Source organism: Aeribacillus sp. FSL K6-1305 (assembly GCF_038050115.1).
Taxonomy (GTDB): Bacteria; Bacillota; Bacilli; order Bacillales; family Aeribacillaceae; genus Aeribacillus; species Aeribacillus composti.
The window spans coordinates 225,011-251,622 of record NZ_JBBOQV010000001.1 but is presented as its reverse complement, the minus strand read 5'-3'; the positions used below and the strand labels follow the sequence as shown (position 1 = coordinate 251,622).

The following is a 26,612-nucleotide window of genomic DNA, read 5'->3' as shown; positions in this document are numbered from 1 at the left end:
TCCCTATAAAAAATATGTATGTATCAACATTTTAAAAAATACTGGCCAAAAAAGGGCTAGTTTTTTTTGTCTTATGCGGATTTTTCGGTTATTTTGCGGACTTTGCGCTTTCTTTGGATTTAACAACGCACCGGAGGTATGCAAGAGGTGGTATGAGCTTTACCGATTTTGCGGCCATGCGCGGTTTTTGCGCTTCCTTCTGGTTTCACACCATTCGGAGATATGCAGATAGGACAAAAGTTTGCGGTTTTTGCGGCATGTGCGAATTTCGAACAATTTATCGAAAAATCTTTATGCGAATGCGGCATCGTTCAATTTATATGAATGGTTTTCGATAACTAATAGAAAAGCCATCGCTCGTTAAAAAGCGACGGCCCTTCTATATAATTTATTTTTTATTGCTCGTCATCATTTGATTTTGCATTGGAATTTCCGGCGTATTCTTTCTGTAAATCGATGTATGCTTTTACAATATCTCTCGCTATACGTTTATTCACATCTTCGCTTCCGGTTCTTTTTGTCCAAGGGACGACAACACTGAAAGCAACCTGCGGATCTTTGGCAGGATAATAGCCGATAAATGTTAAATTATAAACGTCTGTCCCCCAGTATTGGCGCTTCGTACCATAATAAGTCGTTTCCGCTGTTCCGGTTTTGCCCGCAACATTTAATCCATGTAACTGAGCGTAAGCTGTTCCGCGTCGAGTATTCGTCACTAGATAAAAGCCTTGTTGGACGCGTTGAATATCCTCTTCCGTATTGTTTATTCGGTTTAACACTTTTACCGGCATTTCTTGAGCAATCGGTCCGAGTCCATCGTCAGTCGGTTCAAGAATTTCTGTTACAAGCCGCGGCTTAACACGGTATCCGCCATTTGCAATCGTTGAAACATATTGGGCCATTTGCAGCGGTGTGTACGTATCAAACTGACCAATGGCAAGGTCAAGCAATTTCCCTCTGTCAATTCCAGGATCAGATTGCTGCCCTGCAGACTCCTGCGGGAGATCAATCCCTGTCGGAACCCCTAAACCAAATTGGGCATAGTAATTCCGCATCTTTTGAAAATCTTCATCTTTAGCTGGAAAACTTCTTCCCGGATAATATTGTATACCAGCAATTTTCATAGCGATATGGAACATATAAACGTTTGAACTTCTTTGCAACGCTGTTAGGTCAGATACAGCCCCCATATTTTGATAAGAAGATTTTTCCGGAGTCCCTTTTAAACGAATTGGTGCGTCATAAAAGACGGTTCCGTGTCTCAGACCAAATTGATATCCTGCTAAAACTGTCGCACCTTTAACGGTAGAACCCATTTCATATTGCGTCCCAAATGCACCGTAATCAAAGTTCAACATCTCTCCTGAATCGTACATTCGTCCGACCATCGCCAAAACGTCTCCTTTATACGGATCCATCATGACAACGAAAGCGCGGTCAACTAAATAATTTCCACGTCCTCTTGCTGCTTTGATCTGCTGATCAACAATTTTTTCAATTCTTTTTTGCAGTTCGATATCGATGGAAAGTTTTAAATCGAATCCTCTTCTGCCGTCATCAATTTCCTTTTGGGAAATCGTATTTCCATCTTTATCAGATATATATTGAACTTTTGCTTTTCTTGGGTTTAGATAATCCTCATATTGCTGCTCCAAATAGCTTTTTCCAACTCGTTCATTTCGGGCATAGCCTCGAGCTACAAAAAATGATTTATTGTCTTCTGGTATCCCTTCTTTTGGAGATGAGATTTTCCCTAAAATCGTTTTAAATACGTCATCATAAGGGTACACCCTTTCCCAATCTGTGATGACATCGACACCCGGAAGATTTTCCAGCTGTTCCGCAACCCTTGAAACTTCTTCTTGGCTTAAGTTCGTTGCGACAATCTGCGGCTCATACGCATATCCGGATGAAAATTTCGTATATAGAGCGGCAAGCTCCAATTCTTTTGGATCCTTCTCGATTTTTTTAATTTCTTCTTCCGGAACCCGTTCAACCTGAAGTGGATATGTTTCCTTAGGTTCTAATTTTTTCTCTTTTTCCGTCAATAAGTTTTCTGCCTTTTTTGGATTTTTGGCTATCCAATAATCCCGCAAATCTCTTTCTCTTAGAAAAGATGTGTCGAGATCAATCAGCTGTGCTAATTTTTTTGCTGTTTCCAGCTTGTCTTTCGTTTTGGTCGTCTTCTCCACCGTATAGGTCACAGCAGGAACATTTTTGTTGTCTACAACGATTCTCCCGTTTCGGTCAAACATTTTTCCTCTTGGTGCAGGATATTGCGCAACATTCACTTCTGTCCGGCTGACTTCTTTCGCATATTCTTCACCCTGAACAATTTGAACGATGCCAAGGCGGACGACAAGTGCGGCAAATAAAAGAAAAACGATAAAAAAGAAAAAATTGATACGAAAAATTCTCGCTTTCCTTTGCCGTTTTGTCTCAGAAGGAGTTGTTTCCGCTTCTTTTTTCACGAAGGAATCTTCCTTTCTTTTCTAATATAAATCATGTTTCAGTTATAAATCATGTTTCAGTCGACTCATGAACTTGTAAATATATTGTAACATACATTACAAAGTTTTGTTTTCTATACAGATTGTCAACCCCTAATTCTTATCAATTTATAGACATTTTGCTTAATTTTGTCACTTCTTGAAGGAAGTATATCATATATTCCCTCGGTTGGAACCCTATAATTTCAACAATTACATGATAATGTTTATAAACTTAAAATCTATTATTTGTCAATGGAAGGAATAGACAAAAATATGACAAAAAACGCATGTTATGATAGTTTCGTAAATTACATGAACAAATTTCAAGGAGGTAGAAAACGCATGAAGAAATCTATTATTGCTTCTATTGCAGCAGCTGCCGCCATTTTCACTGCAGGCGCCGGCACAAATGCCAATGCAGCTGAAATTCAAAACCAACCAGTTCAAATCAAAAGCTACGTACAAACTTTCGGACCTTATCATATAAACGAAGATCAATTGAAACAGCTCATTCAATCAGCTGATTCAAAAGAATTGCAAAATCTATTAAACAACTGTTTACAAAATCCAAGCATAGAAGCAAATAATGCTATAAAAGAAGCAATTAAAAGAAACACAAACCAGCCTGCGAACAAGCAAGCTGTGAAAAAACCAGCCCAAACTACTCAAAAAACAACTCAGCCAGCACCATCTGCCAATGACAAAGCAACCAACAACCAAACACCAAAACAATCACAAACCGCTTCATCCGTAAATGCATTTGAGAAAAAAGTAGTTGAACTAACAAATGCTGAGCGGCAAAAACAAGGTTTAAAGCCTCTTGTTTTAGATGAAGCTTTAAGCAAGGTAGCTCGTGAAAAATCTTTAGATATGCAAAGAAACAAATATTTTTCCCACACAAGCCCGACTTACGGTTCTCCGTTTGACATGATGAAAAAGTTCGGCATTTCCTTCAGAACAGCAGGGGAAAATATTGCAATGGGGCAACGTACTCCTGAAGAAGTTGTTAATGCTTGGATGAACAGCTCTGGCCACAGACAAAACATTTTAAATCCTAACTTTACTCATATCGGCGTTGGTTACGTAGAAAATGGAAATTACTGGACACAAATGTTTATTGGAAAATAATAGATCGGACAGTTCACTCATTTCAACTGTTCAAAAAGTGTGGGGGATATGCCCCACACTTTTTTTGAAAATTAATTGCTGAGAAAAAGAAGAAGCTGACTAAAATTGTGTGACTTAAAAGAATGATGTGCGTTTTTATTTTTTCCACAGCTTATATAATGCATGTATTCCGCTATTTTCTTCTCCCATTTCAGCCAGTTTTTCATACAAGCTTCTCGCAAGCTCAAGCCCTGGTACGTCTAATTCCATTCTTCTTGCTTCCTCTAAAGCAATGTCCATATCTTTTATAAAGTGCTTGACATAAAATCCAGGCTCAAATTGATTCGAAAGCATTCTCGGTGCATAGTTCGACAAAGACCAGCTTCCAGCAGCTCCGGAGGAAATGCTTTTCAACACCTTATCTGGATCCAGCCCCGCCCGAACAGCGTAGGCAAGCGATTCACAAACACTAATGATGCCGGCAGCAATCGCAATTTGGTTGCACATTTTTGTATGCTGCCCCGCACCGGCTTTTCCTTGATAAACAATATTTTTTCCCATTTTCTCAAAAATTTCAAAACATTCATCGAACGTCTCTTGATCTCCTCCGACCATAATCGATAGCGTTCCATTTTTTGCGCCGACATCTCCTCCTGAAACAGGCGCATCTAAAAAGGAAATGCCTTTTTCCTTTGATTTTTCGTATATTTTTTCGGCAAGCGATGGTTTTGTCGTTGTCATGTCAATACATATAGCTCCTGGATAGGCATTGGCTAAAATTCCATTTTCACTAAAATAAACTTCTTCAACATCTTTCGGGAAACCAACCATCGTGATAATAACATTCGCATCTTTTGCGAGATCTTTGATCGATTCTTTCCAAACAGCACCTTGATTGATCAAATCTTCGGCCTTTTCTTTCGTCCGGGTATAAACCGTAAGCGGATAACCCGCTTCAAGCAAATGACGTGCCATGCTTTTTCCCATTACTCCAAGCCCAATAAAACCGATTGTTTTTTTTGACATATTGTTCACCCTTTCCCCATTTCAGTGTATACGGCTTAGTAATGAAACTGTTCTGCTATGAAACGCTTGCATTTTCAGCTTTCAGTGCACACCCGATTAAATGGACTTTACTAAACCGCCGTCAATCAAAAAGGTTTGTCCAGTCATATATGTATTCAAGTCAGACAGAAGAAACAGCACATAGTTCGCAAATTCATTCGGTTCTCCGTAGCGGTTGAGAGGAATCGCTTCCAAATATTTGTTCTTGATCTCTTCTTTCGGAATACCGAGCTTCGCTGCATTCCATTCTTCCAATTGATCAATCCGTTCTGTTGCAATTCTGCCGGGTGACGCCGTGTTAATTAAAATATCGTACTTTGCAAATTCTGTTGCTAACGTTTTCGTCAGCCCCACAATTCCTAAGCGAAACGTGTTGGATAAAATTAAACCCGGGATCGGCTCCTTCACGGAAGAAGAAGCAATATTTACGATTTTCCCTCCTCTTTGTTTCATATGCGGAAGAATCTCGCGAATGGTACGGATATAGCTGAGCAAGTTTAATTCAAAAGCATTTTGCCAATCTTCATCAGTCATTTGCTCAAATCCTCCTGCAGGGGGACCGCCAGCGTTGTTAACGAGTAAATCAATTTTGCCAAACTCTTTTATTGTCTGATTAACTAGCCTGCTAATTTCCTCTTTTGAAGTAATGTCTGTTTTAATAAAGGCTGCTTTTCCTTTTCCAAGCGCATTTAATTGATTTGCCACGTCTATTAGCTTTTCTTCATTTCGGCTTGTGATCATCACGTCGGCTCCTTCTTCCACAAGCCTTGTTGCAATCGCTTTACCTAATCCTTGACTTGATGCCAAAACAAGTGCTGTTTTACCTTTGAAACCGAAATCCATTGACATTCCATCCTTTCACCTTTTCTTTCATCTTATCATGATCTTATCAAAATGTGGGAAACTTTCGTTTTACTCCCATTCTGAATTTATTAACGACATAGAGCTTCTTTTGTTTGCTCAACACTGTCAAAGGCGGCCTGCGAAGGTGCGTTTAAGCTTGTCCTCTTTCACGCAGTAGTATGTCCAAAATTCAAATTTCAAAGGGAGCTTTAAACCCATGCTTTTTCTTGACATCAACTGTTATGGTTTTCTTACCTGCCTGCTCATCTAGGTGAATTGCATTCAAATCAAAAATAAAGAAAGGGCTGTCCAGAGAAATCCCTTTGAAAACAAAAAATCATAAACACCGATATATCAACGTTTCTAAAACATTAATGGGGGCGTCAATAAGCCGTAAAAACGACTTATTAGACACCCCCTGCATATTTTTTATAACTTAAAGCGTTCTACTAAGCCTTTTAAGCGGTTGCTTTCTTCGCTTAACGATTCCGCTTTTTCCGCAACCATTGAGAATGCTTTGACCTGCTCGTTCGTTGTTGCACTGACTTCTTCCGCAGAGGCAGCTAGCTGCTGGGTTACTGCAGAAATATTTTCAATCGATTCGACGACTGTTTCTTTTTGCTCATTCATCCGATCGATCGCATTTAATGTTGATTTAATGGCATTAAGCAAATCTTCCATTTTAATTGCAATTTCATGAAACGCATTGCCTGTCACTTGAACAGCTTTGTTTTGTTCTTCATGAATTTTTTTCGAACGACTCATTGCATCGTAGGCATTTTTCGTTTCAATTTGGATTCCTTCAATCATATTTTTAATGTTTTCTGTCGCTTTTGCCGATTGTTCAGCAAGGTTTCTTACTTCCTCAGCGACAACGGCAAATCCTTTACCTGATTCACCTGCTCTTGCTGCTTCAATACTTGCATTTAAAGCGAGCAAGTTCGTCTGATCTGAAATTTTGGAAATGGTCGACACGATATCAGAAATTTTTTCAACTCGATCTACAAGATTTTGTAGTACGGATTGGACCATCTCAGATTCTTTGTCAGCCTCATTTGATTTTATTTGAAGCTCATTTAGCTTTTCTAAACCATTATAGCTGGCATTTTGTGATTCGTAAGATAAATTTTCGACATTTTTTACATCATTGTTTACTTGTTGAATACAATCTTCTAATTGTTTGATTTGTCCGTTTATAATTTCCGTACTGTTTGCCTGCTCACCTGAGCCTTTTGCAATTTCCTCAATTGCAACGGAAATTTCCTCACTTGACGCAGTAGCTTCTTCCGAAACCACGTTTAATGTTTGAGCAGATTGCTGCAGCTCCTTCACGGATCCGTCCAGATCGAGGAGAATTTGTCGGATGTTATCGGTCATCTTCGTAAAGCTATTAGCCAATTTCCCGATTTCATCTTTATTTTTCACTGTTAATGTTCCGGATAAATCCCCTTCAGCCATTTTGTCGGCGTTTTTAGCCAAAAGCAAAATCGGCTTTGAAATGCTTCTCGAAACAAAACTAGTGATGAAAAATGCCACAATCAATGCAGCAATAATAATGGAAACGTTAATGCTCCGGATTGTGCGGGCTGTTTGCTCCAGATTTGCATCCGAATAGACTACACCGATTTTCCAATTTAGTTCCGTGATCGTTTCAAAAATAATGGTTGAATCTTTTCCATTTTCTTTTATAGAAGCTATACCACGTTTTTGGTTTTTAATCGCTGCCATAAGACCGTTGTTTTTATATAAATTTTTTCCGGTCATTTTCGGATGAGCGATGGCATCTCCATTTCTATCAAGCAGGAATGTATACCCTCCAAAGCCAGCTTCCACTTGCTTAACAAATTCATTAAACGTTGTTAAATTAATATCAATTCCAATAACGCCAAGCAACACCCCATCCTTTGTAATGGCCTTTGAGGCGGTAACAACATATTCTCCTTTTTCCCCATCACGATAAGGCTCTGACCACGAAACAAAGTTTGGACTTGTTACAGCGCTTTTATACCAAGGTCGTGAATTGATTATCAAATCTTCCTTTAAGTTTAACTCAGGTTCTGCAGCAACAAGAGTCTTAGTGTTGGCTACATAGACAGACCGGACCAATTGATTAGCGCTTAAAAATGATTGAAACGTTTCCTTTACGGACTGTAAAGATTGATCGTCATTTTTTTCAAGCAACTGTGCGATTTCCGGTTCATTGCTGAAAAGCAGCAAAATTCTTTCATATTCCTGCATCTGTAAAAGCAGGTTCTTTTTCGCTTGCTTAACAATCGATTGCCCCGTATGAAACGCATCTGATTTAATGTTCTTTTGAACAAAATAATCAGACGTGAAAAAAACAACCAAAAGTGAAAAAATTAACAATATGGTGATGAGCGCTGTCAATTTCCACTGAAGCTTTTTAAACATTTGTTCCATCTCCTACATAAATCTTTATTTAATAAAAATAATTAAGAAAACTTATACGTTTTCTAATGTATATATCGGCAATCTGATTTATCTTTTTACAAAATGAAACTAATTATCTTTTTCATATTTCCAATTGGCTTTGTTTTTGGGAGCGATCTTGCATAAAAAAAAGCATAGGCTGCATGTGTTTCTTCTAAAAAAAGATACCGCCGTAGCGGTGCCGGCTGTGAAAAAGAAAAAAAGTTTTAGCAAATTGGAGGAAAGTAACAAGAAGAGATTCGGATATCGAGGGCTTCAAATTTTTGCATTTGCAAACTTATCCTAATTTATATCGTGATACCCCGTCGTTTTAGTTGCTCAAACTGCAAAAAGCTTTTTATGAACTGCAGCTGCTGTGTTTTGCTTTCTATCGTTTGCATCAAATTAGCTATACGCTCGCTGCAAATCATTTTTATATTTTGATGGACTTTATCGGGATAATAAAGCGGATGTAAAATCAAAAAATGCTGATGCTCTGCGTTTTTCATACTCCATTTTACTTAGAGCCGAAATTCTTTTATATTCACCTTCCGTAAATAAATCGGCTCTTGCATCAAAAAAAGGAGCCGATTCAGATTAAACTGATCGGCTCCGTACCTTTTATATTTGGAACGTTTTTTTAACAAAAGAAACGACTTCTTCCGTTGTTTGCATAGAAAGAACTTTTTCTTTAAAGCTTTCTGCTTCCTGTTTTGAAAGCTTTTTAATTTGTGAACGCGCAGGCAAAATAGATGTTGCGCTCATGGAAAATTCATCTAATCCAAGTCCAAGCAGAAGCGGTATAGCAATCGGGTCTCCTGCCATTTCTCCGCACATTCCAACCCATTTTCCTTCTTTATGAGCTGCATCGATCACAATGGAAATTAATCGAAGGATGGCCGGATTATACGGTTGATACAAATATGAAACCCGTTCATTCATCCGGTCTGCTGCCATTGTATATTGAATTAAATCATTTGTTCCAATGCTGAAGAAATCAACCACTTTGGCAAATTGATCCGCCATAACAGCAGTTGATGGAATTTCAACCATTATTCCAACTTCGATATCATCAGCTACTTCAATACCTGCTTGAACAAGTTTTTCTTTTTCTTCGAGCAGAATAGCTTTCGCTTGATGGAATTCATCGATTGTCGCAATCATTGGAAACATGATTTTTAAGTTTCCATATTTGCTTGCGCGAAGCAGCGCTTTAAGCTGTGTCCGAAAAATATCTTGCTTTTCTAAACAAAGGCGGATGGCGCGGAATCCAAGAAAAGGATTCAGCTCCTTTGGAAGATTCAAGTAAGGAAGCTCTTTGTCCCCGCCGATATCCAATGTACGGACAACAACAGGTTTTCCTTCCATTCTCTCAAGAACTGTTTTATATGCTTCAAATTGTTCTTCTTCTGTAGGCATTTGGTCTCGTCCCATGTATAAAAATTCCGTACGGTAGAGACCTATTCCTTCACCGCCGTTGTCAAGAACACCTTGTACGTCATTAGGCGTGCCAATATTAGCGGCAAGCTCGACACGATGTCCATCCTTCGACAACGTCGGCTCGTCTTTTAATTTAGCCCATTCCGCTTTTTGCTCTTCATATTTTTCTCTTTTCTTTTCATATTCGGCAATACAATCTTCACTTGGATTTATGATTACTTGTCCTTCAATCCCATCAACAATGACTAAAGCACCGTTTTCAATTTTGGCGGTAGCTTCCTTTGTTCCGACAACAGCAGGGATTTCCATAGAACGAGCCATGATCGCAGAATGGGATGTTCTTCCTCCAATATCAGTTGTAAATGCTTTAACAAAATTTTTGTTTAATTGCGCAGTATCAGAGGGTGTTAAATCTTCTGCAACAATAATGACTTCTTCATTAATTAAACTTGGATTTGGGATTTGAACGCCTAATAAATGGGCTATAACCCTTTTCGTGACATCCCGAATATCCGCTGCTCGCTCGCGCATATACTCATTTTCCATCGCTTCGAACATCGCAATAAATTGATCAGCTGTTTCCCTCATCGCAAATTCAGCGTTTACAGCTTCGTTTTCGATTTTCTCTTTGACTGGATTTAACAGCTCAGGATCGTTCAAAACGAGCAAATGCGCTTCAAAAATCGCTGCTTTATCCGCACCAAGCCTTTCTTCTGTGCTGTTTTTAATTACCTCGAGCTCTGCTTTGGCGCTTTCGACAGATTGTTCAAAACGCTCAATTTCTGCTCGAATATTTTGTATTTCTTTTTTTGATACGGTTAAATCCGGCTCTTCTAGACGGTATGCCTTCGCAATAGCAATACCGTTTGATGCTGCAATCCCAGATAGCTGTATCATTATTCGCCTAACCCTTCTTTTTTGATTGTCTCTTCAATCGCTTGAAGTGCATCATTTTCATCAGCACCTGATGCTGTAACTTTAATGGTTGCTCCTTTTGGAATACCTAATGACATAACTCCCATAATAGATTTTAAGTTTACTGTTTTTCCATTGTATTCCAAATTAATGTCGGCTTCAAATTTGCTTGCCGTTTGCACTAATATAGTCGCAGGTCTTGCGTGAATTCCTGTGTCAGCGGTAATGTTGAATGTTTTTTCAGCCATTTGCATCAAATCCTTTCTGCTATTTTCTTTAAAAATTTTATCAGTGCATGTCGAGTTGTGCAAGCTGATAATCAATTATTTGTGAAACCAGCCTTGTCCGATTTAAACAAGGCCGGTTTACTAACTGCTACCGAATGGCAATAATGTTTTCTTCGCCCTTGTTTACTTTGCCTACTTTTTTCAATTCAATTGCTTCACCTTCTTTTAAATTAGTGAAGACAATCGGCGTCATAATAGAAGGAGAATGATTTTTAACATATTCAAGATCCACTTCAAGAAGTTTGTCACCTAATTTTACAGTATCGCCTTCTGAAACGAAAATGTCAAATCCTTTTCCTTTCAATTTTACTGTATCAATACCAAAATGGATCAATATTTCATGGCCAGAATCAGACTGCAAGCTAATAGCATGTTTCGTTGGAAATACATTTAACACTTTACCGTTAACAGGAGAGACGACGATACCTTCTTCAGGTACAATAGCAATCCCATCTCCCATCATTTTTCCAGAGAATACTTGATCCGGTACTTCTGTAATCGGATGAAGAGTACCTGTCATAGGCGATGAAAATGTTAAGCTTTCGCTTTGTAATTCTTCCGGCATAACATTTTCCACTTGTTCTTTAACTTCCTGCTCTGGAGAATGAACTTTTTCTGCTCTTGGAGTTCTTCCATTCATGATGTCTTGTATTTGAGTTTTTAAATTGTCCGATTTAGGGCCAAAAATTGCCTGGATGTTGTTGCCCACTTCTAAAACACCTGAAGCGCCGAGCTTTTTCAAGCGTTCTTTATCAACTTTCTTTTGATCATGAACAGATACGCGCAGCCTTGTGATACATGCATCAAGGTGCTGAATATTTTCATTTCCGCCAAGCGCCTCTAAAATGTTATATGGAAGATCTCCGGCTTTTTCGCTCTCCTGCTCATCATCAGACGTTTCAACACTTGCATCTTCCCGTCCAGGAGTTTTCAGGTTGAATTTTCGGATGGCAAATCGGAAACCGAAATAGTAAAGGACCGCAAATACAAGCCCAACTGGGATAACGAGCCACCAAGCCGTTCGATTCGGAAGGACGCCAAATAATATAAAGTCGATCACTCCGCCTGAAAAAGTCATTCCAATTTTAACATGTAAAATATGCATGACCATAAAGGATAGTCCTGCAAATATCGCATGAATCGCAAACAAAAGCGGTGCTACAAACAAAAAGCTGAATTCAATCGGTTCTGTAATTCCTGTTAAAAACGATGTCAACGCGGCAGAACCCATAATCCCTGCGACCACTTTTTTATTCTCGGGTTTGGCTTCGTGATAAATAGCGAGTGCTGCGGCAGGGAGACCGAACATCATAAACGGAAATTTACCTGTCATAAACGTTCCAGCTGTCAATTCCACACCGTCCTTGATTTGGGCAAAGAAAATGGCCTGATCGCCGCGAACAACGTGCCCTGCTTCGTTTACATAAGAACCAAATTCATACCAAAAAGGAGCATAGAAAATATGATGTAATCCAAACGGAATCAATGAACGTTCAATCACACCGAAAATAAAAGCGGCGAGCGTTTTGTTCGTCTCAAGTATTCCTTGAGAAAACTGGTTTAATGCCCCTTGGATCGGCGGCCAAATAAAGTACATCGCAATCCCTAATAGAACAGCGGACGCAGCTGTCACAATTGGAACAAACCGCTTTCCGGCAAAAAATCCTAAATATTGCGGAAGCTCAATTTTATAATATTTGTTGTACATATAAGCAGCTATGATACCTACTATGATCCCGCCAAACACACCTGTTTGCAAAGTCTCAATTCCGAGAACGTTTGCAAATGCTGGATCAGAACTAATATCTTTAGGCATTTGACCCAAACCTGTTAAAATACCGTTCATTGTAACATTCATAATTAAGTAGCCGATGACTGCTGCAATCCCTGCAACTCCATCGCCGTTTGCAAGACCGATTGCAACGCCGACTGCAAATAACAACGGCAGGTTGGTGAATACTATTTGCCCAGCTTGCTCCATGACGCTTGCGATAAGCACGATCCAGTCGTTCGTTAAAGCAGGAATTCTATCTGTTAAATCCGGATTTTGCATAGCATTACCAAATGCAAGCAAAATACCTGCTGCAGGAAGAAGCGCTACCGGCAGCATAAGCGCGCGTCCTATTTTTTGTAAAACACCGAAAATTGATTTAAACATAACATGACCTCCTTATAATTATCATTTGACAAATGCAGCAAGAATAATCGATGTATTAGAAAAAACAAAAAAGGCATGGTGAAACAAGGCGTCAACTGTACGAAAACAAATCCCTATACAGTACACCTTGCTCACTCATGCCTGATCGAATCAGTAACACGTGCGCAAAATTTATTCTTTTTTTGCTATTCGATATAAATGCATCGTTAAATAAACAGCTTCTGCTTCATCAATTTGTTTTTTCAATACTTGCTGCATCATTTTAATCATTTTCCATGCAACATTATAGCATAGAGGATATTTTTTTTTCAACAATAAAGCTAATTCTTCTGGTTCTTCCGTTTTTTCCTCTTTGAGAACCCTTTCAATTGTTGCCTGAAGATGCCTTACAAGCCGCAAATAATTAAAGCTTTCTTTATCAAGCTGGATGTTTAAGGAATCTTCTGCAACTTCGATTAACTGAGCAATAAGCTGAGAATGGCGGTTCACTTCAGAAATTGATTTATGCGTTATGGCGCTGTGAATGTGGAGAGCGATGAAACCGATCTCACCTTTGGGCAGCTTGATTTTCAGCTTATCTTCAATAATGGACACCACTTCACTAGCAATATTATATTCTTTCGGATAAAGCACTTCAGTCTCTGATAAAAAAGGGTTTTTGATGTCCATCCCCTGCTCGATCCTCTTAATTGCGAACGTAATATGGTCTGTTAAAGCTATATGAATATGTTCATTCAGAGGAAGTCCGACTTTCTTTGAAATGTGGGCAATACAGTCTGAAACAACTTCTATCATCTTCTCGTTTGTATAAGGAAGAAGTTTTTTATATTGTTCCTGTTCTTGTTCGTTTTTCAGCACAAATATCTTTTCAACTGTTTCGTTGGAAATCAGCTCCCCCCTTTTTTTTCCGAAACCGATTCCTTTTCCAATCAAGACGACTTCCTGAAAGGTGTCGTGGCCAGCTATTAATACATTATTATTCAACACCTTTTTTACTTTAAAGGACCCCATGTTTAAAAAGACGCTCCTTTACCAGAAATCTATATAATCGTACAAAAAAAGAACGGGGAGGTCAATGCATTTTGCACTCAGCAAAAGCAAGAAAAAATTTACAATCGAACACCTAAGACTGGTGGTGAGGCATCTAAAATGGAAATAGAAAATTTAGTTTTTTCATCTTTCTCGGCAGTTCATACTTTCCTTTCCAAAAATGAAGAGTCCGTTTTTTCAACTGTCGCCTTTTAAAGGTTCTATATGTACATGTACGTTCGTAATATTAAATTCTTCCGTCAGCCTTCTTTCCACTTCATCACAAATCGCATGGCTTTCAACGACATTTAAATTAGAATGAACTTTAATGACAACATCAACATATACGGTGCTTCCGACATATCTGGCTTTAATATCTTCAAGCGATTGAACCCCGGGTATATTGTTAATTGTTTCTTTATATTTGTCTAACTCCTTCTCTGAAAATCCGTCCGTTAAGGAATGAACCGCTTCTTTGAAGATATCCCAAGCAGTTTTGCAAATAAGCACTCCGATGATCATCGCAACAACTGTGTCCATCCATGCGATATGAAATTGCGCCGCCAAAATCCCTAGGAATGTTCCGACACTGACATATGCATCGGATCGATTGTCCATAGCTGCTGCCATGAGCGCTTGACTTTTTATTTTTTTCGCAAGTCTTACATTAAATAAATAAACGGAAAACATGACGATTGCTGAGCCGATAGCCGTCCATGCCGCGATCAAATCAGGTGATTCTGTTTTCGGGTTTATGATTGATTTTGCTCCTTCAGTAAGAACTTCAAAACCAACCATGACCATAATCAATGATGCAATTAAAGACGCAATGGTTTCTGCCCGAAAATGTCCATAGTGATGATCTTGGTCAGGAGGACGCTGCGATATTTTTAATCCGACTAAAACCGCGATCGAAGCAATTACATCAGTCCCGTTGTTCAGTCCGTCAGCCATTAAAGCTTCCGAATGAAAAAAATATCCGACCGCTATCTTTACAACGGTCAACAAAATATAGGCTGCAATGCTAATCCATGCTCCCCGTTCACCCTTTTTTAAATTTTGATAAACTTCCACCTTCCACTAACTCCATTCGTTTAGTCTGCCATTTATACTATCAAAAAAACATGTAAAGGTCTATACATACAGATTATTTCCTTGTTACAAAAGGTTTAATATCAAAAGGTTTTTCTGAAATCAAAGCGATCATTCCAATATGGAGATTAGTAAAACAAGGAAAAATATAAATTATTTCATTTTTTTACATTACATTAAAAAAATATAGCAACCAAACTTTTTACAGTTTGATTGCTATCAATCGAGAGAGATTAATTTTCTTTTTGTGTCAAATAAACCGGGATCATTTGAATCGAATGGTTTAGGTCATCAAGCTTGCCTTCAATCCGGTGAAGCAAATAGAGCGTCACAACAATAGGAAAACCGACATCGCTGATAAACGACAGCCAATCGTGCAAACCAATCCCTCCCTTTATGGCATCTGAAATCCGGCCTGTTCCCGAACCGGAAACAGGCCGCTTCCGTCAGCTCATCGTATATTCTGTCACCGTTTGCTCAATAATTCTGGCTCCTTTTTTTGAAACGAGCGAACCCCCAGAAGAAGTAAAAACATTTGATTGAATGATTGTTTCCATAGCTTGACCAATTTGCTCTGCTGTTAATGAATCCTTAGGTTCATCAACATTGATTCTGACTGTCTTTCCTTCCGTATTGGCAAAAAGAAGATCGAGCGATTTAGACATTTTTTCACCCCCAGATTACTTATGCATTAATTTGATGCGTATCGTTTCGTTCCACTTTGGCAAGCGGCATTTTTTGAAGACTGGCAATTGCTTGGGCTGCTCTAAGCAAAGCATCTGCACTAGCTGACGTTTTAATATTGCTGTAATTTTTATAGCGATACAGCGGCTTGCCGGAATGATCAAAACCTTCTTCAAAAACAAGACGCAATTGTGATTTGACCGGTTGAACCTCAGCCATTTGCTCGCACCTCCTTTCACCTTCTTTATATAAAGAAATGAAAAAAAAGGGGCAGCAAATATGTAAAAAGGTGAAAAAAGAAATGAAAACGGAGCCCTGTCGCTGCAGACAACGGCTGTTGATGCCGTTTTGACCATTTCCAATAAACGGAATCTCTTTGGTTTCGTCAATATTTTATTTGGATAAAACTAAATTTTAGAGTAATGAATTTCATCAAAATTAAAAAAGCATTTACGAAGTGCTCTCTTTTATTATGAAAGTGGTCAAACCCCATTAAAAAAGGAGACTTCGTAAATGCAAAACTATTGTGTATCACAAAACGGAACGGATGAAAAAATAAAAGAGCGGTGTCCGCTCTTTTTAAATAGAAAGCTGTTTTGACAACGTATATAATTCTCCGATTGGTTCGCTCTTTTCTTTCAATATCTCTTCAATATCATGATCAACGATTTGGTTTTTCTGTATTCCGACTGCTCTTCCGCCTTTTCCTTCTAACAGAAGCTCAACTGCTCTCGCTCCCATTCTGGAAGCAAGAACTCTATCAAATCCAGTTGGAGAGCCGCCGCGCTGAATATGTCCTAATACCGATACTCGCGTCTCAATGCCGTATTTTTCCTTTAAAATATCGGCAAGTTTTGATGCGCTCATAACTCCTTCAGCTAACGCAATAATGGAATGTTTTTTCCCGCGTTCAACACCATGCTCCAACCGCTTGACAATATCATCTAAGTCAAACGATCTTTCAGGGATTAAGATCGTTTCAGCGCCTCCAGCTACTCCTGCCCAAAGCGCTATATCACCAGCATGCCGCCCCATCACTTCGATTATAAAAATCCGCTCATGGGATTGCGCTGTGTCCCTAATTTGGTCCATTGCCCTTACAACCGTATTCAGAGCTGTATCAAATCCGATCGTGAAATCTGTTCCTGGAATATCGTTATCGATCGTTCCAGGCAATCCAATGCAAGGGAAGCCTTTTTCCGTCAGCTTCAAAGCCCCTCGGTATGACCCGTCTCCGCCAATTACAACAAGACCTTCAATTTCAAATGATTTTAATTGTTGAATCGCAAGAAGCTGTCCTTCTTCTGTTTTAAATTGTTCAGAGCGCGACGATTGGAGAATCGTGCCGCCGCGGTGAATAATGTCCCCTACAGAGCCAAGCTCTAATTTTTTTATGTCACCGTTAATTAATCCTTGATATCCATGGTATACTCCATAAACTTCCAACCCATGAAATATCCCTTTTCTTACAACTGCACGTATTGCAGCATTCATCCCCGGAGAATCTCCGCCAGACGTTAATACAGCTATTCGTTTCATTCCATCACCTCATTATGCAGTTCAATAATTGCTGCCATCTCATGTTTTATAAAATGTATTATATCAAAAAATTTTCCCGCTTAAATGATTTTCTCGTTATTCAGCTTTTCGAAATCCGGCTTCTTTTGCTTCCTCCTCTGTACAAAACATCATTTCTGGTTTTGTTATATAATAGTGCCTGCTGCCAGGCATATGGTATATTTTTTCACCTTTTGAATTAATGTTTCCTTTTATGTCGCAGCCCTCTTTTTTGTCGTCTTGTCCAATCTTATCATTAAATCCATCGTTTGTAACATAGTTTTCTATACTCCAGATTCCGATTTCTTTGTGCTGGGCTTTTTTTTGAACATCTAAAAAACGGTCTACATATTTTGTATTTGGCTGATGAACGTATGCGACGCGGGCTAGCCCGTTTTCAAGCAGCATTTCATTAAACATTTGTCCGTTTATATATAAATAAACAAGTAATCTTCCATACTTGTCACGTTCTCTAACGCCAAGCTCTAATTCAACTTTTTTGTCTGACAGCATTTCTTTTGCAAAATTGCTTGCTTCGATTGCAAATGGCTGCACAGGCTTCGTTGGGTGTACAGATTCAGGAGTATCGACAAGAAGAAGTCGGATTGTTTCTTTTTTATTGTTGACGATGACTTTCATCGTATCACCATCGACGACATCAATTACTTTGGCTTCCAACCGATTGTTTACGGCTGAATCATCTTTTTGCCAAAGCTCCCATCCGAAAAATAATGCAAGCAAACCAAAAAATAAAACAATCCATTTTCTCCACATGATGTTCTTCCTCTCTATTGTGTCCATTCAATGAAATATCATTTTAAGCGAAAAGAACATTCATATCAATAAGAAATGTGGAGGATTTTTCACCTTCAAAGTTATTTTAAATGTTGTTTACATTTTTCTCGGAATATTTTATAAATAAAACCATTCTAGTATAATAATAATGGTAAAGCAATCGGGGGAGTTAAGGAGTGTATTTTTTGTGACATTTATCAAAAGAAATATCGTCCCGATCCTCTGCTTGGCGGCATTTTCGTCACCCATAATCGGCATGATGTTAATTGATGTGTATTATTACAGTTCGGTAATCGGGTGGGTGGTTGGATTCATTTTTATTGTAGCTGCATACATAATTGTAACGAAACGACCCGATGACTCTGAACCAAATGACTTTTTAAAAGAAAATAAAAGGCGGATCATATAGCTTAATCCGCCTTGTTATTCTTCTTATTTATGATCTTAATAGCCGCAATCCATTTAAAATGACAAGTATGGTGCTTCCTTCATGGCCAATGACTCCGAACGGCAAGTCAATGACTTGAAGGAAATTAGCACATATGAGAAGGGCGATGACCGATAGAGAAAAGGCAATATTTTGTTTCACAATTTTGTTCATTTTTTGCGACAATTCGATCGCTTTGATCAATTTCGTTAAATCGTTTTTCATTAATACAACATCTGCTGTTTCCAAAGCAACATCCGTTCCCTCCCCCATTGCTATACCGACAGATGCTGTTTTTAAAGCTGGTGCGTCATTGATACCGTCGCCGATCATCGCCGTTACGCCGAATTGTTTATTCAACTGCTTTATTCGGTCAACTTTGCTTTCAGGCAGACATTCACCGTGAAATTCATCAACGGATGCCTCTTTAGCAATGGCTTCAGCTGACGCTTTCGTATCGCCCGTCAGCATCACCGTATAGATGCCTTTGCTTTTCAATTCATCCATCAAATTTTTCATATCAGGTCTAAGTACATCTTTTAAAGCGATGCTTGCGGCAATTCCTTTTTCGTCTTTAACATAAACAACCGTTTTCCCTTGTTTGTATAATTTCTTGGAAACAGAGTTTTGAAATTGTTCAGCCTCTTCTTTTCCGACAAACGCAGCTTTCCCAACGAATATTTTCTGCCCGTTCCAAGAAGCAGAAACTCCAAACCCTGAATGTTCATCCACTGATACCCATTCATCTTTCAGTCCTTTTACATTTTCCTGAATATAAGCTGTAATAGCTTTGGCAAGAGGATGGGAGGATTGCCGCTCAATATTATAAACTGCTTGTAACAGCTCTGTTTTTTCGATGTCTGGGCGTACGATTACGTCCGTGACGATCGGCTCGCCTTTTGTCAAAGTTCCCGTTTTATCAAACGCGACCGCCCGAATTTTATTAAGACGCTCTAAATGTACGCCCCCTTTAAACAAAATGCCGTTTCTTGCCCCGTTAGAAATAGCGGATAACGTCGCCGGCATGATCGAGGCGACGAGCGCGCACGGGGAAGCCACTACCATAAACACCATCGATCTGTAAAAAGCTTCCTGAAAGCTCCAGCCTAATAAAAATGGAGGAGCAAACATCAAAACAGCCACTGCAATAAGCACACCTTTTACATACGTTCCTTCAAATTTTTCAATAAATTGCTGGGACGGAGATTTTTCAGATTGGGCGTTTTGCACCAGTTCAATAATTTTTTGAAAAAGCGTTTCCGATGCTTTTTTCGTTACGCGAACGGTGATCGATCCATTTACGTTTACAGTCCCTGCATACACTTCACTTCCAGGCTCTTTCTCAACCGGGAGGGATTCGCCCGTTATAGCTGATTCATCCACTGTCGTATGACCATTTATGAGCTGGCCATCCACCGGAATGCGGTCCCCGGGCTTCACAATGATCAAATCTCCAATCGATAAAGTGGAAACATGCACTTTTTCTTCCCGTCCATCTACTAAAAGCAGCGCTTCTTCAGGCTGCAATTCCATCAATGAAGAGATCTCCTTGTTTGTTTTGTTCATTGTATACGTTTCTAATGCGCCGCTTAGGGCAAAAATAAAAATTAAAATCGCTCCTTCAAGCCAATGGCCGATGATTGCCGAACCGATAGCAGCAAAAACCATCAGCAGCTCTACATTCAACTTGCCTTCGCGGATCGTTTCTTCAATTCCCTCTTTAGCTTTGGCAAATCCCCCAATAACGAATGCGAAAATAAATAAAATCGTTGATATGATGTTGAAATCATCTATGCTAAGCAGCCAAGCGAAAAAAATGAGAACACCTGACACAATGGCCGCAATCATTTCAACATGCTGTTTCAACCCTTGAAATAATTCCGTATTATGAAACATCTTTGCTTCCATTCTCACTTACAACCTCCTAACTGAGAATAAAATTCAGCTTCACTTCTATTGAATTCCATATGCTATTCTTGGCGACTAGTAAAAAAACTATTAAAATATCAACATCTATATGTATATTATATATCAACAATTATTTTTTTCAAGTAATAATTATATTAATTTTAAATTAATAATTAATATTAATAATTATTATCATTCTCAATCACGGTTTTTTACAGATCAAAAACGTTGGTTGGAAAATCGGTCGATTCATATGTTAAGCATTAAAATTCTATTTTTTAAAAAAGAAAAAGCACAGAAGCTTCGCTGTGCTTTACAAATCGGTTAAACGTTTTAATTGTTCGGTTGTTACGGGACCAATGATTTTTTTAAACACCTGTCCTTGTTCATCGATTATAAAAGTAGTGGGAATGACCATAACCTTGTATAATTTCATGACTTCGCCTTTTTCATCAAAAAGCACAGGAAAATCAAATCCGCTCTTTGATAAAAAAGACTTTACTTCTTCTTTCCCCCCTTCTTCTGAAGTAATGTTAATTCCTAAAAACGCGACGTGCTCAGAATCCGCTTGTTCATAAAAACGTTGAAGCTCAGGCAATTCTTCCTTACATGGAGGGCACCACGTCGTCCAAAAATTGATCACGACCTTTTTCCCTTTAAAATCCGAAAGTTTTACCATCTTGCCGTCAGTTGTTGGCAAAACAAAATTGTTAGCGGGCACTTTCGAATCTTCTTTCGTTATTATTTCTTTCATAGTTGTTTTGCTCGGTGCATTTTCTTGTTTCAAATCGCTCTCTTGACATCCAAAAAACACACATGATATAAGCAGAAAATGAAAAAGCAAGGCAGCTGTTTTTTTCAAAACGCTTCCCCCTTCATGAGAGCACTAATTTTTTCCATTCAATGATGGAAAAATGATGACTTTCGCTATTTCATACTTTATTGCTGCGATAGATCACAGTAGAGACAACCCGGAAAATCTTAATGAACACGTTTTTCCTTCAGCGACCAATAGCCAATGCCGATTTTTTGGCATATTGTCATATAATGCATTAAAAATTGCAGCAATCCTCCTGCATTGAGCCCGATAATAACTCCTGACATTTGCCATTCTGGCTGCGATCCAAGCAAAAAGATGACGACAAACGAGATAAAATGCGCCCAAACCGTATGAAACAAAGCATCCTTTATTAAGTTCAGACCGATCAAATACGCTTGCAGCGGAATGATCAAAAAGTGGGTAAAAAAGTACGGCCATAAAAGCTTTAAAAAAAGTGTTGCAGTAGTTCCGTTGACAAACAAACTTGTAAGCGGCTCAGCAAAAGCAAACATAATCACAATCGCAGGTATTCCGTAAAGCATTGTCATTCCGAGCGATTGCTGCAAAAGCTTCTTTAAAAGTTCCTGGTTTCCTTTAGCAAACGCTTCTGATACAGTTGGGATCAAAATCGTTAACAGTGCATGAGCGATAAACGCGGGAAAAAAGCCGATCGTCATCGCAACTCCGGAAAGCAGACCGAACTGCTCCGTCGCTCCAACCTCCGAAACACCTGCTGCCATTAATGCATATTTGATTAAAAACGGCTGAATCGCATGTGTCATAGAATGAAAAATGCGCAAAATTGTTGTCGGAACAGAGACACGAAATAAACTCCGCCGGATCAAAGCTGTTTTGGATGAAGCGAGCGTGCTTTTTTTTAGTTCTTGCGCCTGATAGACATAAACGGTAAGCAAATAAAGAACAATAACGGCTTCGCTTGCAATAAATGAGCTTAACCCTGCAATGACAGACATTTCAGGAGAAAATTCAAACAGGTTGAACAGCAAAATGAGCAGAATAAGCTGAACAAGCTTGCGAAATCCATTTGCAAATGCAATTTTTCCCATTTGCTGCGTGCCCATTAAATAGCCTCTAGCAATAGAGGAAAAAGAAATCATCGGAACAAGCAGAACAAATAAAACCGTAACGGAAGGATGATAGCTTTTTAGAGGCGGAAGAGCAGGAAACAGCAAAAAAACAATTAAGCTGAAGCAAATGCTGATCCACAAAGTTAGACGAAAAGCATATTTTAACATTGGCCAATGGTACGGCTTTTCAGTTTCCGCCACATATTTTGAAATAGATATCGGCAATTCAAAGCTTGCTAACACGATAATGAAAAACATAATAGGCATGATCGACATATAGTGGCCGATGCCTTCTTCACCAAGTTCCCGCGTCAATACCATGTTAATCATAAAATCAAAGCATTCCCCTAGAAACGAAGCAACGATTAAAAGCAGAGCTCCCTTAAAAAAAGTTTTCATTTTTCCTCCCTCTTTTCTTATTTCATGCATATGAGACAAGTTCAAAAACATGACAGAGGATCGGAAGAGGGAGGAAAATTTTTAGTCAGCCTTTGTTATTTCGGTTTCTCGTTTCATTGGCAAACGAAGCAATCAAATATTTAGAATTATTGCACCACACCAGTTTCAGTAATTTTTACATCCGCATGCACATCGACTTCCATCTTTGAATAAATATCCCTCCAATTTTTCACTTTTCTTAAACCTCTCGAATGGCTTAAAATTTCTTCCCCTAATCCAACCGGATCAATGTTTTTCTCTTTAAACATATCGATCATCTCCATACTGTTCTTCACAATTTCCTTTTCAAACGCTTTTTCAGCTTTTTTTAAGATTTCCGGACGAACAGTCCCTTCCGAATATTCGCGTAGATACCCTTCAATTTCCAGCTCTATCGTTAAATGGAACGGATTTTTTTCATCGATGTTCGCTCTTCTTTTCGAACGGATGCTTTCTATAGATGCTTTATTTCCATCATCCATTGTGATCGTATGAATTCCTTTAACATATCGATCGGAAAGAAGCTTAAAATAAAAAAGCTGATCATTTTCGATTTCGCCAACCATTTTGTCCTTTTGAAACAAGGCAAGTCCAGTTATTTTGACATGGTCGTTTTTCTTTTCTAATAAAGGTAAAGAAGGGTCTTTTCCTTTCATGCGAAAGTTGCGCAAATATGTGTGTAAATTGATAATCGGCAAATTTTCCCGGTGCATATTATGCTCCACTAAATTACGAAAGTACGTGGCAGTCCCCTGTTGTCCATATTTTCCTTCCAGCAAATTTTTCGCTTCACCTTTGCAGACCGCTAAAATAACCTTTGAACCGACGCTTGCATCTCGTTCAAGCGAGTCGACATATTTTTCAATTCCCTGTTTTGCTACGTCTTCACTGTAAAGAGCAAATTGCAATTTTCCATAAACTAGAGGGGCTGGCGACTCCTTTTGCAAATCGGAAATCAGATCCCTGCTTAAATCTGATTCGACCGTCATCACCTTGCTGTCGACCGGCTGCTCCTTTTTATATTCAGGAGCAACAATGGTTCCTTTAATTTTATTGCCTTCGCCGACATCGTATCCAATAACCATCACTAAATTGACATCATCAATAATTTCTTTATCCAGACATCCATAAAGCATCAGCATGAACAACATAATGAAGGAGAGAATTTTCCACATGTTTATGTTCTCCTTTTCCATAAATCCCGTACAAACGTAATGAGGTATAAAACCGGAATATAGCAAAATACAACACCAAGAGCATACGTATTGATGATCTTATTTAATAATTGAATATCTTCTTTATCAACAATGACATTGACTATAAAAAACATGACGACCAGAACAGAAATGATTGCCTTCTTTTCTGTTATTCCAAAAATTTCTGTTATACCTCTTTTGGCGCTCCACAACATGACGCAAATATTCGGCAAGATGACGAGAGACCAAGAAGCAATGCCGATATATTCGAATCTTTCAACAAAAGGAAGTTCAACAATTTTCCACATCGCTAGCGTCGCCCATTTATTGCGCAATATTTCTTCTTCCGCAGAATAATAAACGATCGAAACAATCATGATGATGATATAGGAACAGGTTGTAAATAAATTTCCAATATGAGCCCATTTTTGGGATTTGTCAATATTTTTGACAAAGGGGTAATACAAAAAAAGAGTTTCAAAACCAATAACAGTTATGACCATCTGCATCGTTCCCATGAAAATTTCCTGAGGTGAATGATCCATAATTGGCAAGAGGTGCTGAAGATCTGCAAAACGAGTCGGGAAAATTAAAAATGTAAGAAAAATCCAAAGCGGCAGAACCACTCCAAAAAAAGCAAATCCGGTTACTACCCGAAATCCACCGTTAAAAATGTAATAAAGCAATCCCATAAAAATTGCGGTATAAATCCAAATATTTAAATCTTCAAACATCCACACCTTCAAAATTTCAATATATCCTATTAATATGGCGCAGCTTCCAAGAAAAAAATAGATGATCCAAACAATGTTCAATCCATTGCCGACCCATTTTCCAAACAAATCGTGCTGCAGTGTCATTAAGCTTCCGCTTGAACGTTTCAAAATTTGATAGATCATCCAAATGTACAGATGAACAATAAGACCGATCAAAATAACTGAAATCCATGAATCATGTCCCGCATACTTGACGACATTTTTTTGAAAACCTAATACACCGATGCCGAATTGAGTGCTGTGCACTAAATAAAAAACGAGCGGTGCGGAAACTTTATGACGTTCTGCTATTTGCGCCAAGTTGGATTCCTCCTCTTCCGCTGTTATTCATCAATATCTTTATTTTCCCTCGATTTCTCTTCATCCATTCGCTTCGGCTGCTCCGTCCGCAGCTGTTTCGGACGTTCATTCATCATTGAAAACGGCATACGCAGGAATGCATCCTTTAAATCGGAAATTCTCGGAGGATAGATTGGCTCCAAAAAAGGACGTCCGAGAGAAGTTAATCGTAAAAGATGGGTCGCTAAAAAACAAAAGCATAAAACGATTCCTAAAAGACCGTACATTTCGGCAAACATGAGAAAAGGAAAACGCAAAAGCCTGATCGTATTGCCCATTTTATAGACAGGTGTTGTAAATGATGCTAATGCAGCAAGCGCTACAATGATGAGCAAAATATTGCTTGTTAAACCTGCTTCCACACTAGCTGTTCCGATTACAATCCCCCCGACGATGCCGATCGTTTGTCCAACCTTTGTCGGCAGCCGGGCGCCCGCTTCACGCAGCAATTCGATCGTTCCTTCCAAAAACAGCGCCTCTAAAAAAGGCGGAACTGGGACCTCCCTTCTGGATGTGACAAAATTGTTTAGTAAATCAGTTGGAATTAACTCATAATGATAATTTAAAACAGCTACATAAATCGGTGTTGCCAATATGGAAAAGGAGACAGCAAACAGGCGGATAATACGGAAAAAGGAAGACAAAATCCAATTTAAAAAATAATCTTCAAACGATGCGAAAAATTCGACAAGAGTTGTCGGACCGATTAATACATGGGGAGAGCCGTCCACAATGACCGCTATTTTCCCTTCCGCCAAAATGGAAACTACACGGTCCGGTCTTTCCGTATCCAACAGCTGAGGAAAGGGAGAATTATGATTGTCAGAGATCATTTCCGTAATGTACGAACTATCATTCACTTGATCAATTTGGATATTAGAAATTCTTTGCCAAACCGTAAATACATTTTCCTCATCCGCTATGCCTTCTATATAGATGATCGCTAATCTTGTTTGCGTCAGCCTGCCAATTTTTAAAGTCCGAATGCGCAGCTCTTCAATCGGCAATCGTTTTCGAATTAAATTAATATTGGATTCAATGGACTCAATAAACGCCTCTTTCGGACCGATGACCGTAAATTCCACTTCCGGGAGTGTAACTTCTCTAGCTTTGTTTAATTTTGCATTAACGAGCAAGCACGGAGATCCATATTCGCTTAGCGAAATCATAACAAAGCCTTCCAAAAGCTTTTCCTTCATTAAATCCGTATCAATGGTTAAAAAAATATCTTTGACCGGTAAAATGTTTTTTAGTTCTTCTAATGACTGCCAATATTTTGAGTGAATCGGCTTTAAAATGTTTTCATTTAATATATTTACATCCACTAACGTTTCAAAATATGAAATCCAATATTTGATATGGCTTGTATTGACGTCATATTGAATAAAATCAGTAGAACTGCGGAAGACAGCAAACAATTTTTCAATTGAATCTTTTCTTTTCCAATTTTGCTTATACATTCGGCTCATTCATCCCACCTCTTTCCATTATTTTTTCAAGCCATCTTTTTATTTATTCAATTAAATTTCTTCTATAGAAATAATGAGGAAAATGGTGAAAACGGAGGAGGCTGAAACGAAATAATTGCATTTTCCTATATAGAAAATTGAATTTCCCAGACAATTGGACGCGTATCATCTTAATCATGATGATTCGCTCAAATGATTTACACCGTTTACGATTGTATTACCGCGGAAAAAAAAGAGCGCGCTCTTTGAAAGGATGC

22 protein-coding genes are annotated in these 26,612 nt (G+C 38.7%); 2 read left to right on the top strand and 20 right to left on the bottom strand.

The window, feature by feature from the left end; translation table 11 throughout:
* Positions 1 to 395 precede the first annotated feature (395 nt).
* Positions 396 to 2,471, bottom strand: coding sequence for a peptidoglycan D,D-transpeptidase FtsI family protein (locus NST97_RS01125; protein ID WP_063389332.1), 2,076 nt, complete (start codon positions 2,469 to 2,471; stop codon positions 396 to 398).
* A 363-nt stretch (positions 2,472 to 2,834) separates the two neighbouring features.
* Here NST97_RS01125 and NST97_RS01120 point away from each other — a divergent pair, with 363 nt between their 5' ends.
* Entirely contained in the window at positions 2,835 to 3,620 is a 786-nt protein-coding gene (locus tag NST97_RS01120; RefSeq protein ID WP_066247968.1) for a CAP domain-containing protein, read from the top strand.
* Between the two features lie 135 nt (positions 3,621 to 3,755).
* On the opposite strand, the gene NST97_RS01115 is transcribed toward NST97_RS01120, so the two are convergent.
* From NST97_RS01115 to NST97_RS01055, 13 genes are all read right to left on the bottom strand, one after another.
* Entirely contained in the window at positions 3,756 to 4,625 is an 870-nt protein-coding gene (locus NST97_RS01115) for an NAD(P)-dependent oxidoreductase (protein ID WP_063389334.1), read from the bottom strand.
* 96 nt (positions 4,626 to 4,721) lie between these two features.
* Positions 4,722 to 5,507 (bottom strand): SDR family oxidoreductase, encoded by a 786-nt coding sequence (locus NST97_RS01110; RefSeq protein WP_063389335.1) that lies wholly within the window; start codon positions 5,505 to 5,507, stop codon positions 4,722 to 4,724.
* Positions 5,508 to 5,936: 429 nt separating this feature from the next.
* The gene (locus tag NST97_RS01105) at positions 5,937 to 7,919 is read right to left on the bottom strand and encodes a methyl-accepting chemotaxis protein (protein ID WP_339199615.1); all 1,983 of its coding nucleotides are present in this window, start codon (positions 7,917 to 7,919) and stop codon (positions 5,937 to 5,939) included.
* A 639-nt stretch (positions 7,920 to 8,558) separates the two neighbouring features.
* Positions 8,559 to 10,274 (bottom strand): phosphoenolpyruvate--protein phosphotransferase, encoded by a 1,716-nt coding sequence (ptsP, locus tag NST97_RS01100; protein ID WP_066247962.1) that lies wholly within the window; start codon positions 10,272 to 10,274, stop codon positions 8,559 to 8,561.
* Positions 10,274 to 10,540 (bottom strand): phosphocarrier protein HPr, encoded by a 267-nt coding sequence (locus NST97_RS01095; RefSeq protein WP_063389338.1) that lies wholly within the window; start codon positions 10,538 to 10,540, stop codon positions 10,274 to 10,276. The genes ptsP and NST97_RS01095 overlap by 1 nt, the downstream gene beginning before the upstream one ends.
* A 127-nt stretch (positions 10,541 to 10,667) precedes the next feature.
* Complete coding sequence (gene ptsG / locus NST97_RS01090) at positions 10,668 to 12,737, bottom strand: glucose-specific PTS transporter subunit IIBC (RefSeq protein WP_339199612.1); 2,070 nt, start codon at positions 12,735 to 12,737, stop codon at positions 10,668 to 10,670.
* A gap of 171 nt (positions 12,738 to 12,908) precedes the next feature.
* On the bottom strand, positions 12,909 to 13,748 hold the full coding sequence (gene glcT, locus NST97_RS01085; protein ID WP_063389340.1) for a glucose PTS transporter transcription antiterminator GlcT: 840 nt from the start codon (positions 13,746 to 13,748) through the stop codon (positions 12,909 to 12,911).
* 216 nt (positions 13,749 to 13,964) lie between these two features.
* Positions 13,965 to 14,840, bottom strand: coding sequence for a cation diffusion facilitator family transporter (locus NST97_RS01080; protein WP_063389341.1), 876 nt, complete (start codon positions 14,838 to 14,840; stop codon positions 13,965 to 13,967).
* A 251-nt stretch (positions 14,841 to 15,091) separates the two neighbouring features.
* Positions 15,092 to 15,238, bottom strand: coding sequence for a YvrJ family protein (locus NST97_RS01075; protein WP_063389342.1), 147 nt, complete (start codon positions 15,236 to 15,238; stop codon positions 15,092 to 15,094).
* A gap of 66 nt (positions 15,239 to 15,304) precedes the next feature.
* Positions 15,305 to 15,523 carry a DUF2922 domain-containing protein gene (locus tag NST97_RS01070; RefSeq protein ID WP_063389343.1) on the bottom strand — a complete coding sequence of 73 codons (219 nt, stop codon included), beginning with the start codon at positions 15,521 to 15,523 and terminating at the stop codon, positions 15,305 to 15,307.
* A gap of 19 nt (positions 15,524 to 15,542) precedes the next feature.
* Positions 15,543 to 15,761: a DUF1659 domain-containing protein gene (locus NST97_RS01065; protein ID WP_341342807.1), complete on the bottom strand. Its 219-nt coding sequence runs from the start codon at positions 15,759 to 15,761 to the stop codon at positions 15,543 to 15,545.
* Positions 15,762 to 16,121: 360 nt separating this feature from the next.
* The gene (gene pfkA / locus NST97_RS01060; protein ID WP_327863580.1) at positions 16,122 to 17,081 is read right to left on the bottom strand and encodes a 6-phosphofructokinase; all 960 of its coding nucleotides are present in this window, start codon (positions 17,079 to 17,081) and stop codon (positions 16,122 to 16,124) included.
* A 96-nt stretch (positions 17,082 to 17,177) separates the two neighbouring features.
* Positions 17,178 to 17,873 (bottom strand): thermonuclease family protein, encoded by a 696-nt coding sequence (locus tag NST97_RS01055; protein WP_063389346.1) that lies wholly within the window; start codon positions 17,871 to 17,873, stop codon positions 17,178 to 17,180.
* Positions 17,874 to 18,081: 208 nt separating this feature from the next.
* Here NST97_RS01055 and NST97_RS01050 point away from each other — a divergent pair, with 208 nt between their 5' ends.
* On the top strand, positions 18,082 to 18,303 hold the full coding sequence (locus NST97_RS01050) for a hypothetical protein (RefSeq protein WP_082829436.1): 222 nt from the start codon (positions 18,082 to 18,084) through the stop codon (positions 18,301 to 18,303).
* Between the two features lie 27 nt (positions 18,304 to 18,330).
* On the opposite strand, the gene NST97_RS01045 is transcribed toward NST97_RS01050, so the two are convergent.
* The 6 genes from NST97_RS01045 to NST97_RS01020 all read right to left on the bottom strand — a co-directional run bounded on the left by NST97_RS01045 (position 18,331) and on the right by NST97_RS01020 (position 26,355).
* The gene (locus NST97_RS01045) at positions 18,331 to 20,229 is read right to left on the bottom strand and encodes a heavy metal translocating P-type ATPase (protein ID WP_340882488.1); all 1,899 of its coding nucleotides are present in this window, start codon (positions 20,227 to 20,229) and stop codon (positions 18,331 to 18,333) included.
* Between the two features lie 313 nt (positions 20,230 to 20,542).
* On the bottom strand, positions 20,543 to 21,091 hold the full coding sequence (locus tag NST97_RS01040) for a TlpA disulfide reductase family protein (RefSeq protein ID WP_339195041.1): 549 nt from the start codon (positions 21,089 to 21,091) through the stop codon (positions 20,543 to 20,545).
* A 119-nt stretch (positions 21,092 to 21,210) separates the two neighbouring features.
* The gene (locus tag NST97_RS01035) at positions 21,211 to 22,536 is read right to left on the bottom strand and encodes an oligosaccharide flippase family protein (RefSeq protein WP_340881240.1); all 1,326 of its coding nucleotides are present in this window, start codon (positions 22,534 to 22,536) and stop codon (positions 21,211 to 21,213) included.
* A gap of 146 nt (positions 22,537 to 22,682) precedes the next feature.
* Positions 22,683 to 23,750 (bottom strand): Ger(x)C family spore germination protein, encoded by a 1,068-nt coding sequence (locus NST97_RS01030; RefSeq protein ID WP_066247951.1) that lies wholly within the window; start codon positions 23,748 to 23,750, stop codon positions 22,683 to 22,685.
* Between the two features lie 2 nt (positions 23,751 to 23,752).
* Positions 23,753 to 24,847 (bottom strand): GerAB/ArcD/ProY family transporter, encoded by a 1,095-nt coding sequence (locus tag NST97_RS01025; protein WP_066247950.1) that lies wholly within the window; start codon positions 24,845 to 24,847, stop codon positions 23,753 to 23,755.
* Positions 24,848 to 24,870: 23 nt separating this feature from the next.
* Entirely contained in the window at positions 24,871 to 26,355 is a 1,485-nt protein-coding gene (locus NST97_RS01020; RefSeq protein ID WP_445684572.1) for a spore germination protein, read from the bottom strand.
* Positions 26,356 to 26,612: the final 257 nt, after the last annotated feature.

Excerpts from the sequence above, each read along its gene's own strand:
- NST97_RS01020 (WP_445684572.1), bottom strand. The coding sequence starts at position 26,355 with ATGAGCCGAATGTATAAGCAAAATTGGAAAAGAAAAGATTCAATTGAA.
- NST97_RS01045 (WP_340882488.1), bottom strand. The coding sequence starts at position 20,229 with ATGGAAGCAAAGATGTTTCATAATACGGAATTATTTCAAGGGTTGAAA.
- ptsP (WP_066247962.1), bottom strand. The coding sequence starts at position 10,274 with ATGATACAGCTATCTGGGATTGCAGCATCAAACGGTATTGCTATTGCG.
- glcT (WP_063389340.1), bottom strand. The coding sequence starts at position 13,748 with ATGGGGTCCTTTAAAGTAAAAAAGGTGTTGAATAATAATGTATTAATA.
- NST97_RS01070 (WP_063389343.1), bottom strand. The coding sequence starts at position 15,523 with ATGTCTAAATCGCTCGATCTTCTTTTTGCCAATACGGAAGGAAAGACA.
- NST97_RS01110 (WP_063389335.1), bottom strand. The coding sequence starts at position 5,507 with ATGGATTTCGGTTTCAAAGGTAAAACAGCACTTGTTTTGGCATCAAGT.
- NST97_RS01120 (WP_066247968.1), top strand. The coding sequence starts at position 2,835 with ATGAAGAAATCTATTATTGCTTCTATTGCAGCAGCTGCCGCCATTTTC.
- NST97_RS01095 (WP_063389338.1), bottom strand. The coding sequence starts at position 10,540 with ATGGCTGAAAAAACATTCAACATTACCGCTGACACAGGAATTCACGCA.
- NST97_RS01065 (WP_341342807.1), bottom strand. The coding sequence starts at position 15,761 with ATGGCTGAGGTTCAACCGGTCAAATCACAATTGCGTCTTGTTTTTGAA.
- NST97_RS01035 (WP_340881240.1), bottom strand. The coding sequence starts at position 22,536 with ATGAAAACTTTTTTTAAGGGAGCTCTGCTTTTAATCGTTGCTTCGTTT.
- NST97_RS01055 (WP_063389346.1), bottom strand. The coding sequence starts at position 17,873 with ATGTGGAGAAAATGGATTGTTTTATTTTTTGGTTTGCTTGCATTATTT.
- ptsG (WP_339199612.1), bottom strand. The coding sequence starts at position 12,737 with ATGTTTAAATCAATTTTCGGTGTTTTACAAAAAATAGGACGCGCGCTT.
- NST97_RS01115 (WP_063389334.1), bottom strand. The coding sequence starts at position 4,625 with ATGTCAAAAAAAACAATCGGTTTTATTGGGCTTGGAGTAATGGGAAAA.
- pfkA (WP_327863580.1), bottom strand. The coding sequence starts at position 17,081 with ATGAAACGAATAGCTGTATTAACGTCTGGCGGAGATTCTCCGGGGATG.
- NST97_RS01030 (WP_066247951.1), bottom strand. The coding sequence starts at position 23,750 with ATGTGGAAAATTCTCTCCTTCATTATGTTGTTCATGCTGATGCTTTAT.
- NST97_RS01105 (WP_339199615.1), bottom strand. The coding sequence starts at position 7,919 with ATGTTTAAAAAGCTTCAGTGGAAATTGACAGCGCTCATCACCATATTG.